This is a genomic window from Pseudoalteromonas sp. ASV78, from assembly GCF_047806705.1.
GTDB classification, from domain to species: Bacteria; Pseudomonadota; Gammaproteobacteria; order Enterobacterales; family Alteromonadaceae; genus Pseudoalteromonas; species Pseudoalteromonas prydzensis_A.
The window spans coordinates 617,954-630,654 of the sequence record NZ_JBLOPA010000001.1 but is presented as its reverse complement, the minus strand read 5'-3'; the positions used below and the strand labels follow the sequence as shown (position 1 = coordinate 630,654).

General features: G+C 41.7%; 9 protein-coding genes. 6 read left to right on the top strand and 3 right to left on the bottom strand.

The window, feature by feature from the left end:
- Positions 1 to 28: 28 nt before the first annotated feature.
- The 6 genes from ACMVDV_RS02780 (at position 29) to ACMVDV_RS02755 (ending at position 7,310) form a co-directional block, all read left to right on the top strand.
- On the top strand, positions 29 to 670 hold the full coding sequence (locus ACMVDV_RS02780; protein ID WP_416157112.1) for a PilZ domain-containing protein: 642 nt from the start codon (positions 29 to 31) through the stop codon (positions 668 to 670).
- A 68-nt stretch (positions 671 to 738) separates the two neighbouring features.
- Positions 739 to 1,794: an agmatine deiminase family protein gene (locus ACMVDV_RS02775; RefSeq protein WP_416157111.1), complete on the top strand. Its 1,056-nt coding sequence runs from the start codon at positions 739 to 741 to the stop codon at positions 1,792 to 1,794.
- The gene (locus ACMVDV_RS02770) at positions 1,791 to 2,684 is read left to right on the top strand and encodes a carbon-nitrogen hydrolase (RefSeq protein WP_416157110.1); all 894 of its coding nucleotides are present in this window, start codon (positions 1,791 to 1,793) and stop codon (positions 2,682 to 2,684) included. The genes ACMVDV_RS02775 and ACMVDV_RS02770 overlap by 4 nt, the downstream gene beginning before the upstream one ends.
- Positions 2,685 to 2,728: 44 nt before the next feature.
- Positions 2,729 to 6,202, top strand: coding sequence for a transcription-repair coupling factor (mfd, locus tag ACMVDV_RS02765; protein ID WP_416157109.1), 3,474 nt, complete (start codon positions 2,729 to 2,731; stop codon positions 6,200 to 6,202).
- Positions 6,203 to 7,039 (top strand): peptidoglycan binding protein CsiV, encoded by an 837-nt coding sequence (locus ACMVDV_RS02760; protein WP_416157108.1) that lies wholly within the window; start codon positions 6,203 to 6,205, stop codon positions 7,037 to 7,039.
- Positions 7,040 to 7,058: 19 nt separating this feature from the next.
- Complete coding sequence (locus tag ACMVDV_RS02755) at positions 7,059 to 7,310, top strand: DUF3862 domain-containing protein (protein ID WP_304184609.1); 252 nt, start codon at positions 7,059 to 7,061, stop codon at positions 7,308 to 7,310.
- A gap of 65 nt (positions 7,311 to 7,375) precedes the next feature.
- Here the strand turns inward: ACMVDV_RS02755 and ACMVDV_RS02750 are convergent, their stop codons facing one another.
- The 3 genes from ACMVDV_RS02750 to ACMVDV_RS02740 all read right to left on the bottom strand — a co-directional run bounded on the left by ACMVDV_RS02750 (position 7,376) and on the right by ACMVDV_RS02740 (position 12,164).
- Positions 7,376 to 7,924, bottom strand: coding sequence for an HPP family protein (locus ACMVDV_RS02750; protein WP_304184612.1), 549 nt, complete (start codon positions 7,922 to 7,924; stop codon positions 7,376 to 7,378).
- Between the two features lie 69 nt (positions 7,925 to 7,993).
- A complete protein-coding gene (locus ACMVDV_RS02745; protein ID WP_304184615.1) occupies positions 7,994 to 9,349 on the bottom strand; it encodes a hypothetical protein in 1,356 nt (451 codons plus the stop codon).
- A gap of 115 nt (positions 9,350 to 9,464) precedes the next feature.
- Positions 9,465 to 12,164, bottom strand: a complete 2,700-nt coding sequence (locus ACMVDV_RS02740) for a TonB-dependent receptor (RefSeq protein WP_416157107.1) — start codon at positions 12,162 to 12,164, stop codon at positions 9,465 to 9,467.
- Positions 12,165 to 12,701: the final 537 nt, after the last annotated feature.

Genomic DNA, 12,701 nt, shown 5'->3' with positions numbered 1-12,701 from the left:
ATTAATTCGTGCGTCGAGGAGCCTAATTATGAACAGTGAAAAATTAACCGAGTTTGAGCAGTACTTTCAAATAGATGAAAGTAACCGAGTCAATTTGTTTGCCGTTGATGATGATAAGGTGCCGACAACATTAGCGCAGCTAGAAGCGGATATTCCCCCGTTATTTAAACTCGCCAATGAAGTCAGTGAGCTTGAACAAAGCTCCCTCAGACCACTGCGTAACTTAGGTGATTTAGCACAAGAACTCGTCGTGTTTTTGCAAGCGCAATCGCGCAAAATTGACTTAATAATGAGCCATATTTTAGCTTCAGAACAACCTGAAGATAACGCTATGTACTGTGATAGCTACGGCGGTGGTGGTGTCAAATTAACCGATACAAAAGCTTACTCAATTGGCCAAGCATTTCGCACAAAATTGTTTTTACAACACGAAGCGTCAGCAATTTATTGTTACACCGAAGTGGTGGCCGTTAATACAGTTGACGATGAACACTATCAATACACCTTACTATTTAAAGCTATCCGCGATACTGATCAAGAGCTTGTCGTGCGTGCCAGTTTACATGCACAAACTCGCCAGCTTAAGAAGCGCCAACAACAGCAAGCGGAGGAACAATCTTTCGAACAATTGAAAACTGACGAAGAAACACCGACAAGGCCTGAACAATAACCATGAAAAAGCTGACATCTGCGGCTGAAATGCTAAACTAGCCGCACCTTTGTTTGTTTATTAAATTCATGAACTTTAGACTTTTACCCGAATGGGCTGAGCAAGACGCCGTTATGCTCACTTGGCCACACCAAGCCACTGATTGGTGCGACAATTTAACCGCTGTAGAGCCGGTCTATGTGCAACTATGTCAGCATATCTGCAACATTGAGCACCTAGTGATCATCGCTCATGATCAAGCCTTAAAAACCCACATTAGCCAGTTGTTAAGTCAAAACAAGGTTGATTTAAGCCGCGTGCATTTTGTGGTGACGCCTTGTAACGATACGTGGGCTCGTGATCACGGGCCTCTCACCTGCGCTGCGCTAGAAGATAACAACCAGCTAAAAATCGTTGATTGTACTTTTAATGGCTGGGGTAATAAATTTACCAGTGAATTAGATAATAAAATTAATGCGGTGCTGGTTAAGCAACTTGCCGCTCCTACTAATCAATATCAAGCGCTTGATTTGGTTCTGGAAGGTGGCGGCGTTGAGATTGATCAACACGGTGTATTATTGACCACCAGTGAATGTTTACTCAATCCAAATCGCAATCCAGATCTAACCCAACAAGACATTGAACAATGCCTGCGTGAACAACTTGGCGCAAGCGACTTTTTATGGGTTGATCACGGCTACTTAGCCGGCGACGATACCGACAGCCATATCGACACTTTAGTGCGCTTTGCGCCCAATGATACCTTAGTGTATGTAAAGTGTGATGAGCAAAGTGATGAGCACTTTCCTGCTCTTGATGCCATGGAAAAACAGTTACAAGGCTTTAAAACAACTGCGGGTAAGCCGTATAGCTTAATTGCTTTGCCATGGCCTAAAGCCGTGTTTAATGCTGATGGCGACAGGTTGCCTGCCACCTACGCAAACTATTTAATTATTAACGGCGCTGTACTTGTGCCAATTTATGCTGATGCCAATGACGAATTAGCCTTAGCGCAAATTCAGTTAGCCTACCCTGAGCATCAAATAATAGGCGTTAACTGCTTACCCATTATTCATCAATTTGGTAGTTTACACTGCATTACTATGCAATTACCCCGTGGATTTTTAGCTGGAGCATCATTATGAGCAGCCCTGCAAATTTAACCGTTGCCTTAGTGCAGCAAAGTAACACTGATAATGCCGCGCAAAACATGGCAAAATCAATCGCCGCTATTCGCGATGCCGCAAGCCAAGGTGCGCAACTGGTGGTGTTACAAGAATTACATCGCAGTCTGTACTTTTGTCAAACCGAAGATGTTGATGTTTTTGATTTGGCCGAGACTATTCCGGGCCCAAGTAGCGACACTTTAGGTCAGCTTGCAAAAGAATTAAGCATTGTTATTGTTGCCTCACTATTTGAAAAACGTGCCACAGGGCTGTATCACAATACCGCGGTAGTGCTTGAAAAAGACGGCACCATTGCCGGTAAATATCGTAAAATGCATATCCCAGATGATCCTGGTTTTTACGAGAAATTTTACTTCACGCCAGGTGATTTAGGCTTTGCACCTATTCAAACCTCTGTTGGTAAGCTTGGTGTACTAGTTTGTTGGGATCAATGGTTTCCAGAAGCCGCGCGCTTAATGGCGATGGCCGGTGCTGAATTATTAATTTATCCAACCGCAATTGGCTGGGATCCGCGAGATGATGAAGGCGAACAAACTCGCCAAAAAGATGCGTGGGTGATTTCACAACGTGCCCATGCCGTTGCCAATGGCGTACCTGTTATAAGTTGTAATCGTGTCGGTCATGAAAGTGATCCAAGTGGCCAAAGTGAGGGTATTCAATTTTGGGGTAACTCATTTATTGCCGGTCCTCAAGGTGAGCTGCTAGCAGAAGCCAACAACACCGATGAGCAACTATTAATTGTTGAGCTTGATCAAAAACGTTCTGAAAATGTCAGACGAATTTGGCCGTATTTACGCGATCGTCGTATTGATCATTACCAAGATTTAACCAAAATATATCGCGATTAAGAATAAATTAGCGCCTCAATTGAGGCGCATTAAAGGAGTAGTAAATGGCGTTTGCGCAATGGGCAGCCTTGCCTTGGGTAAAATCTCAAAAAGATAAAATTCAATGGGGGCAACTAACCGGCAGTGGTTTAAGTATTGCCATTGCACAAGGGGTAAAGCAACAAGATGGCTTAGTACTGATTGTCACTCCTGATACCCCTAGTGCGCTGCGCTTAGAAACCGAATTAGAGTGCTTACTCCCTGATCACCCGGTGATGATTTTTCCTGACTGGGAAACGCTGCCATACGATCACTTTTCACCTCACCAAGATATTATTTCATCGCGTTTAGCCACCTTAAATACACTAAAAAAAGAACAACAAAGTGTATTGATTGTGCCTGTATCGACCTTGATGCTACGTACCGCGCCTGCTTCGTTTATTTATGGTTCAACCATTAATTTTAAAGTCGGCGATATTCTCGATACTCACCAACTTCGCAGTAACTTAGAGCAAGCGGGTTACTTACACGTACAACAAGTGATGGAGCATGGTGAATACGCCATTCGTGGCTCAATTGTTGATTTATACCCAATGGGCAGCCCACACCCATTTAGACTTGATTTCCTTGATGACGAACTCGACACCATTCGTTTATTTGATGTTGAGAGCCAACGCTCGGATGAAAAAGTCGACAAAATTGAATTACTGCCTGCGCATGAGTTCCCTACCAACGAAGCGGATATTGAGCGCTTTAGGATCAACTACCGCGAAAAATTTGGCGCCAGCTCGTCGCAAGACTCCGTGTATATGCAAGTAACCAAAGGTAATTGGCCGGCGGGTATCGAATATTATATGCCGCTGTTTTTTGAGCAACTAGCGACTATCTTTGATTACCTACCAGAGCACGCCACAGTAATGCAATTAGGTGACTTAGAAGATGCAGCTGAGCATTTTTGGCATGATGTGAATGTTCGCTATGAGAATCGCCGTGTTGATCCACTGCGGCCATTACTTGAACCTGTTGCGCTGTATCAACCGATTAATGAACTGTTTGCAAATTTAGGCAATTTTGCCCGCATTCGTCTGTCGCAGGCAAAGCTGCCCACCAAAGCGGGTAATAAAAACCTCACCACCAGTGAATTACCCGCAGTTCGCATTGATCATAAACTGCATGAACCGTATCAAGCCTTTATAAATTATGTTGCAGCACAAAAAAAACAAAAAGGCCGTGTTTTATTATCGGTTGAATCCGACGGTCGTCGTGAATCTCTGCTCGCCATACTGAAACCCAGCGGCTTAAAGTTTAAAGAGTTTTCATCATTCGATGAATTTATAAATAGCAGTAGCGATGTTGGCTTAATTGTCAGCCCACTAGAGCAAAGTGTGGTGCTTGGTACAAAACCTGCCTTATCCATCATTACCGAACAAGAATTACTCGGCATTAAAGTCTCCCAGCGGCGCCGTCGTAAACATAAGTACGAAGCCAGTCAAGATGCGTTAATCCGAAACCTCGCTGAACTTAAAGTGGGTCAACCGATTGTGCACCTTGATCACGGTGTGGGTCGCTATCAAGGATTACAAACGATTGATGCGGCAGGCCTGATCACCGAATTTGTCACTATCACCTATGCTAGTGAAGCGAAATTGTATGTGCCGGTATCAGCCCTGCATATGCTCAGTCGTTATTCAGGCGGTGAAGAAGCCAGTGCTCCGCTGCATAAACTGGGATCTGATGCTTGGGAAAAAGCGAAAAAGCGTGCGGCTGAAAAAGTACGTGATGTGGCCGCTGAACTACTTGATATTTACGCCCAGCGCCAAGCAAAACCTGGCTATGCTTTTAAACTTGATGGTGCCGCTTATCGGGTATTTAGTGATGGTTTCCCATTTGAAGAAACCGACGATCAACGCAACGCCATCGAAGCCGTACTAGGTGATATGCAAAGTAAACAAGCCATGGATAGGCTGATCTGTGGTGATGTAGGCTTTGGTAAAACGGAGGTTGCGATGCGCGCCGCTTTTGTTGCCGTTAACGATAACAAGCAGGTTGCGGTATTAGTGCCTACAACCTTACTTGCGCAACAACACTTTGAAAACTTTAAAGACCGCTTTGCCGACCTACCCATTGAAGTGGGTGTGCTGTCTCGCTTTAACTCACCCAAAGAGCAAAAAGACACCTTAGAGAAAATGGCCAAAGGTACCTTGGACATAGTCATTGGTACCCACAAATTGATCCAAGCCGATATTATATTTAAAGATCTTGGCTTGCTAATTGTCGATGAAGAACACCGTTTTGGCGTTCGCCAAAAAGAAAAAATCAAATCCTTGCGTGCCGACGTCGATATATTAACCCTGACTGCAACGCCTATCCCACGTACCTTAAACATGGCGATGAGTGGCATGCGAGACTTATCTATCATCGCGACACCGCCTGCTAAGCGTTTAGCGGTGAAAACTTTTGTTCGTCAACGCGATGCAGACTTGATCAGAGAAGCAGTACTACGTGAAATTAAACGTGGTGGCCAAGTTTACTTTTTACATAACAATGTTGAAACCATTGACCGCGTGGCTGAAGAAATTAGCGAATGGGTGCCAGAGGCCAGTGTTGCTTCTGCTCACGGGCAAATGCGCGAGCGCGATTTAGAACAATTGATGAGTGAATTTTATCATCAAAAATACAATGTGTTGGTGTGTACCACTATCATCGAGACTGGCATTGATATCCCAACTGCTAATACCATTATTATGGATAGAGCCGATAAACTAGGTTTGGCGCAGTTACATCAGTTACGGGGCCGAGTTGGTCGCAGCCATCATCAAGCTTATGCGTATTTATTAACCGGCAACCCAAAAGCGCTCTCTAAAGATGCTGTAAAGCGCCTTGAAGCGATTGAATCACTAGAAGATTTGGGTGCTGGCTTTGCGCTAGCGACCCATGATCTAGAAATTCGCGGCGCTGGTGAACTATTAGGTGACGACCAATCTGGGCAAATGCAAACCATTGGCTTTAGTTTATACATGGAAATGCTAGAGCAAGCGGTGAAAGCCTTACGTGAAGGTAAAGAGCCAACCCTTGAAAACTTGCTCCATCAACAAAGTGAAGTAGATTTAAAACTCGCAGCATTATTACCTGATGACTATATTCATGATGTTAATGCGCGATTGGGGATTTATAAACGGGTTGCCAGCTGTGCTAATCTTGCTGACATGGATGAATTACAAGTTGAGCTGATTGATCGCTTCGGTCTGCTGCCTGATGCCACGAAAAACCTATTTAGTTTGCAACAGCTGAAACTTAAAGCCAGTGAGTTAGGCATTAAAAAAATTGAAGCAAATCCAAAGGGAGGCTATTTTGAGTTTAGCCAACATACTAAGGTTAACCCTAGCTTCATTATAGGTTTGATACAAAGTGCACCTAAGGTGTACAAAATGGATGGTGCAAATAAGTTGCGCTTTGCGATCAATGAGGCCAATGCCCGTGAACGCTTAAAAATGGTCACTGCAATGATTGCAGATTTCGAAAAAAAGGTTAGCCATTAAATGTTGCTTAAAAAATCTCTGATCCTACTGTGCTGTGTATTTAGTAGCACAGCATTTGCTGAGCGCTGGTTTGAAGTAGAAGTACTGATTTTCAAACAGCGCCCTGCTCCCTATTTGCAAGAAGATTTTAGTTTAGAGCGAGATCCTATCAAGGCAAAACGTAGCCTTGATTTACTTACACCGCTTTATAGCGAGCAAGCCAAGCAGGATTGTATTAACGGTGACAGTCGCTTTAATTCGCACTCATTAACAGACGCTGTGATTGGTGCTAGTCGCTCAAATTTATGCGATGACAGTATTGATTACTTACACAGTTACTCAGCGTTACCACTAAGCCCGTTAGCGCCTGCAAAAGATGATATGGAGCAAACCTATTTACTTGCTCCAGAGCAGCTACAATTTAAGTCACAACAGCAAGAACTGGTACGTAAAGGCCTAACACCGCTATTACACACAGGTTGGCGTTTTGCAGGGGCGAGCCAATCACGCTCTGAGCACATTAAACTGTTTGGTGGTAAATTATTACGCGCCCCCGTGGTCGCCAATCCATCACAGTATCCAAATAATGACTTTATTAGTTTAGTCAGCGGCAATCAGCACATCGCCCCTGCAATTGAAAAAAATGCAGATAAATGGGAATTAGATGGTACTTTTAATATTTACTTGCGCCATTATTTATTTATTAATGCCAGCTTTGATATAAATGAAAGCCAAGCCACAGGTGAAATTCAACAGGCTCGATTTTCACAATTTAAACGGGTGATAAGTGGTGATATTCATTATTTTGACCACCCTAAAATGGGCATGATTGTACAAATCAGAAAATTCAAACACTAAAATAAAGGAAGATAAGCAAATGAAAAAGCTTTTAATCATTGCAGCGGCACTTAGCCTTGCGGCCTGTTCAAAAGTAAGTTTAGAAAACTACGAAAAAATTGAAATTGGTATGGACAAAACCGCCGTTGAAGCTATTTTAGGCAGTGCTGATAGTTGTGTTGAAAAAACCCTGCATACAAATTGCACTTGGGGTGATGACAGTAAAAACATCGAAATCACCTTAGTGTCTGATAAAGTATCTTTATACAGTAAAACCGGTTTAGAGAAATAAACCTATTACAACTCAGGTAGTAACAAAATGACTACCTGAGCTGGGCTCTGATCAGCAACTCATTACTACCACCAATAAACCGGATAATGACGCTTAGGATTGCGTGATAAATTATTCACTAACAGCCCCACCAATAACATAATGGCTGCGCCAAACAGTACCGGGCTTATCACATAGTAATAACCAAGTTGTTGGATACTTTCGCCACCAATAACTGCAATCAAGGCTGTCGCCCCGCCTGGCGGGTGTAATGTACGTGTTAAGTGCATTACTGCAATCGATACTGATACCGCAAGCGCACTGGCTAAGATTAAGTCTGCACTTAAAAATTTAGCAACAGTAACCCCCACCAATGCACTAAAAACATGACCACCAATAAGATTACGAGGTTGAGAGAATTCAGCTAATGGCGCCCCATAAATAAGCACCGCAGTTGCACCTAATGAGCCAATTAAAAATAAGTTAGTTAGCGGATCAAATTGGATACTTTTACCAATCATAGCGACCAAGTAAATACCCAAAAAAGAACCAAGTAAAGACCACATGATTTTACTCATTGGTTTACGCGGTGGGCATTGGCTGGTTGCGGTCATTCTAGAGATAAACAGGCGCATTGCACTCCCATTAAAGCAGTATAAAGGGGGAGATAATACCTGAAGGGTCCTGAAAATCGACCACAATATTTATTCCATTTCGCTATAAATAATCTCTATATTAACTATTTTACTTCTATTTAAAGTGATCTTATAACGCTGGTATTTTATTTCCCCGTTATTCTGATAAGACACCACCACATTTAATTGATATCTTCGCTCCACACTTTGTTTAGATATCTTATTATTATCAAGATGATAAAGTTTACCTTCGCCTTTTTTTAAGTTCCGTGCAAATGCCGCTAAACTAAACTGTAAGGTCTGTTGCAAGCTATCGTAGCCAGGTAAAAACTCTTTGGCATTAACCCGTATTTCACTGGCAAAGTGCAACCATTGCGCTGCTTGCTTATTTTGCTGACGCCGTTTTGAAAATATTTTTCTCACATCCTCTGGAATATACTTAAAACGGGTATATTCAAGCCAGATATATTGTGTGGCTATTTTGTCTTTGGTAACACTATTTCGAAATTGAAACCGCCATTTTGGCCGCCCTTTGACAATCGCGCGCCAGATCACTCGGGTGATATCTTCTTTGAAGATCTCTCGCATGCCATAAATAGCACCTAAAATAATCACCAACGTTGCAGTCACCTCGGTAAAAGAGATCCGCGCATTCAGCACTACAACCATCACAAATGCCATTATAATTGCAGTAACGGTGCCTTTAACCAGCCGTTTTAAATAACTATTAAGGTAACGAGTATTACGATTTAACACCACACCATGTTCAATCAAGCGCTGTAATAAGCGCATTTTATTAGTGATGCGGTTAGCATCTGTAAGAGTCGCCTCGGAGTTATATTGCTGCTCTTGCCGATAGTCTTGCTCTGATTTACAAAAGTTCATCAGATCATTACGCTCTTTCGCGTAATCACTGTTACGAGGCCCTTCGTCAAGTAATTTTAAAAACGACTGCTCAATATGCCAACTCAGATAGTTATCTGCATTGGTATAAAACGAGATTAGTTTTTCATCATCCGGTGTGTAACGCCTTAACTTTTTGAGTAAGCTTTGACTTTGTTCACATAATTCAATAGCCCGCTGATAAAACTCATCAACTTCTTCAATCTTTAATGTGTCTTTGATATCGGTATCAATCGCTAGGCGGACTTGGTAGCAATACAAATTCAGATTTTGCCGATAGTCTTGTTGTTCACCTTTATTTTTACTTACAAAGCGGCTACGCACTAAAGGTAAGTGAATATTATTGGCGTTATAGGCTAAATACGATTTGAAGTGGTTATTGAAATACGCTTCTTCTGTTAACGTCTGCGGATTGATGCCCATTTCATTTGGGATAGAAAAATACATGTCGATCCGCTGCTCAGTACGAGGACTCAGCTCTGATTCGATAATAAAGGATAAATTTTCATCCTGCCTTAACAATCAACTCTCCAAATAAGTAAAAAGATACCCCTAGTTTACTGCCACACTTTCATTTGTTCAATAAAAAAGGCCTAGTAAAAACTAGGCCTTAGATAGAATCAATGTTACTTACTGATTAGAATTTAACATTCACACCAGCAAATAAACGACGACCTAATACATCAAATGTATACGGGTCAGTATTTGAGTCAGTGTTACCTGTGTAGTATGGCGGTTGCTTATCAAATAAGTTGTTCACGCCTGCTGAAAATGACAGGTTGTCATTAACAATATATGAACCACTAATATCATGATAAATAACTGTTGGTGTCGTTGGTGCATAACACGTATCTTTATTTAAACAGTTATAGCTATCCATACCTGCAATGTAACGAGCCTTATAAGTAGCACTCCAGCTATCTGCTGATACTTTTAGGCTTAGGTTAGATTTCAAATCAGCGAAACCACCTTTACCAGCAGTTACAAGGCCAGCATAATCTACTGGATCACCTGTAATTTCAACAACGTACTCGTCTAAGTAAGTTGTATCAAGCGCTGCACGCCATGATAAATCTAATGCTTCAAATACATACGCAAGGTTTAAATCTACCCCTGATGTTTTCTCAGAACCAATATTTTGTTGTTGATTGTTAAGGCTAATACGGCCTGTTGAATCAAGTTGTACGTTTGCAGATTGACATAACGCAGAATCAGCATTGGCAGATGTTTTTAAACACTGATCAACGATATACTGTTCGTTAACTGAAGCAATCGCATTTTCAATTTCAATTTCATAGTAATCAACAGTCATTGAGAAACCATCAAACCACTCTGGCTCATACACAAGGCCAATTGTTGTAGTATCAGCTTCTTCAGGTGTTAACTGGTCGTTACCGCCCACAGTTACTTCTGCTTGATCTTGTGCGCCTGGGTATGTGATTTGCTCAAACGATGGTGAATTACCAGAATAAAGCTCGTCAACAGTCGGTGCACGGAATGCTGTAGATACTACACTACGTAACATTAGTTCACTGTTTATTTTCCAAGTTAAACCAAGCTTCCACGTTCTGTCAGAACCAAACGTGCTGTAATCAAATGCACGAATAGCAGCGCTAAGCTCAATGTTATCAGCAAATGCTGTATTGGCAACTAACGGTAATGCAACCTCTAGGTAAGCTTCATTAACATCATAACCACCAGATGTTGGTTCTTCTTTAGGATCGTTAGCTAGACCTTGTGCAGTTAATGAATCTGGAGTATCCCATGCCTTTTCTTGACGACGCTCGATGCCTGCGGCAAAACCTGCGTAACCAGCTGGCATTTCAAATAACTCACCAGAAAGTGATGCTGCTAGGATGAACATCTGGCTGCCTGCTGAAGACTGCTCAGTGTACATGTACTCATCCATGTTCTCTTTGGTCCAAGAGTTTTGATTTACAGGATCAAAATTACCTTCGAGAATGTCTTTGGTGATCGAGCCAACATTGTGCAAGTTAGCCGTACTGCTTACTGAGTCATTACGACCAAAGTTAGCCGATATATCCCAAGAATAGTCGCCTACGTAACCATCTAAGCCGACCACCACGCGAACTGTATCAACTGTTTGAGCTAAGTCACGCGTGCCAGATTCGACCATACGACGGCCATAAGAAATATCGTCTCCGCGTTGGTAATTTACTGTTTCTGTGATGTAGTTAGCATCAGCATCAGTGTCTAAGTAACCATCGCCATTAACATCTAAACGACGATCGTAGGTTTGTGATAGTAGCGATGAATCCATTGCATCAGTGTATTCAAAATCAAACCAAATTGGCTGTGGTGCCAATTTTTGCTCAGACCAACGTTTTGTATACGTTAATTCTGCAAAAAAGTTTGTTTCATCAGAAATTTGGAAGTTAGCTAAACCCGTTAAGTTCAAGCGTTCCATTGGTGTATATAAATAGCTGTCTTTTGCATAGTTATAGCTATCTGCGTTTGAATAACGATGATAGGCATTACCTAAACCACTGACACCATTATCATCAATTAATGAAAGCTCTTGATCTTTACCGTCGTCACCAACAATTTTACCTTTCTCATTGTTACCATTCCAAATATGGCCACCTTGGCTGTAACTTGAACCTGTACAGAAGAGACCATTGCTGCCTTCAGCGATTGGGCAAGATGAAAAGTCACGATCTGCTTGGCTTGCTTGACCACGGTCAGTGTACTGCACACCAACAACCACATTACCACGGTCAAAAGATGCACCTACGGTGAAGTCAATTGAGTTCTCTTCTGCATCATGCTTACTTGTGGCTGCAGTATTGAGATTCATATCAAAACCTTCAAAATCATCTTTTAAGATGATATTGACAACGCCAGCTACTGCATCAGTACCGTATACAGCAGATGCGCCGTCTTTCAGAACCTCAACACGTTTGATCATTGATACAGGGATAGTATTTAAGTCAACGGTAGACGCTGCGCCGGTACCTGAGTTGATCATACGACGACCATTAACAAGCACTAAAGTACGTTGAGAACCTAAACCACGCAAATCGATGCTTGCATTACCACCAGAACCATTGTTGATACCTGGATTGGTCATTGCGCCGCCTGTAGCGGTCATTTTTTGTAAAATACCATCAATTGAATTTACACCAGATGCTTTAATCTCATCAGCGCTGATTAGTGTAATTGGGCTAGCAGTTTCCATGTCTGAACGCTTAATGCGAGAACCCGTTACTTGAATTTTTTCGATAGTTTGCGCTGCTTCGTCTGCAGCAAAAACTTGTGTGCTTGAGAACATAGGAATAGCTGCAAAAACAGCTAAACTAAGAATAGATTTTTTCATGTGAAACCCTACTTGTTGGAAAAATACCTTGCTCAGGTAGTGCTCGTTATTATTAGAATCACGAGTCAACGGAGGGCAACTTAGGCGGATTTAAATGAACAAAAACTGAATGACCGAACAATAAATACCACCTCGATTCTTGCAGTACCCACAACAAAAACCAAGGTTAATGAATGTTGCAATGTTAATCAATTAATACCAACTAAAATCAAAGAGGTAAACTTATAATAGAACATTTAAAATACCTATGAAACCAAACTGACTAAATTTGTAATTATATGTAATTAATGCGAATAAATACCTAAATCAGAAAAATTTACAAGTTAATCACATCATTTTAGTATTACTGCAAAACTGAGCAATAACTGCTAACCATAGTTATGCAATAATTTTGCGTATTTAAGCTAATTACCACTTTATCTATAGATTTATCTGTACGTTTAGTGCTGTTCATTGCAGCTTAATATATAAATTCGGTTGCTTTATGTGTGTGGAAAAATTGAAGCTGAGATGAGGTGGCACTTAGACAAACATCGT

Coding starts and splice junctions, on each gene's coding strand:
- ACMVDV_RS02760 (WP_416157108.1), top strand. CDS start 6,203: ATGTTGCTTAAAAAATCTCTGATCCTACTGTGCTGTGTATTTAGTAGC.
- ACMVDV_RS02780 (WP_416157112.1), top strand. CDS start 29: ATGAACAGTGAAAAATTAACCGAGTTTGAGCAGTACTTTCAAATAGAT.
- ACMVDV_RS02775 (WP_416157111.1), top strand. CDS start 739: ATGAACTTTAGACTTTTACCCGAATGGGCTGAGCAAGACGCCGTTATG.
- ACMVDV_RS02740 (WP_416157107.1), bottom strand. CDS start 12,164: ATGAAAAAATCTATTCTTAGTTTAGCTGTTTTTGCAGCTATTCCTATG.
- mfd (WP_416157109.1), top strand. CDS start 2,729: ATGGCGTTTGCGCAATGGGCAGCCTTGCCTTGGGTAAAATCTCAAAAA.
- ACMVDV_RS02770 (WP_416157110.1), top strand. CDS start 1,791: ATGAGCAGCCCTGCAAATTTAACCGTTGCCTTAGTGCAGCAAAGTAAC.
- ACMVDV_RS02755 (WP_304184609.1), top strand. CDS start 7,059: ATGAAAAAGCTTTTAATCATTGCAGCGGCACTTAGCCTTGCGGCCTGT.
- ACMVDV_RS02750 (WP_304184612.1), bottom strand. CDS start 7,924: ATGCGCCTGTTTATCTCTAGAATGACCGCAACCAGCCAATGCCCACCG.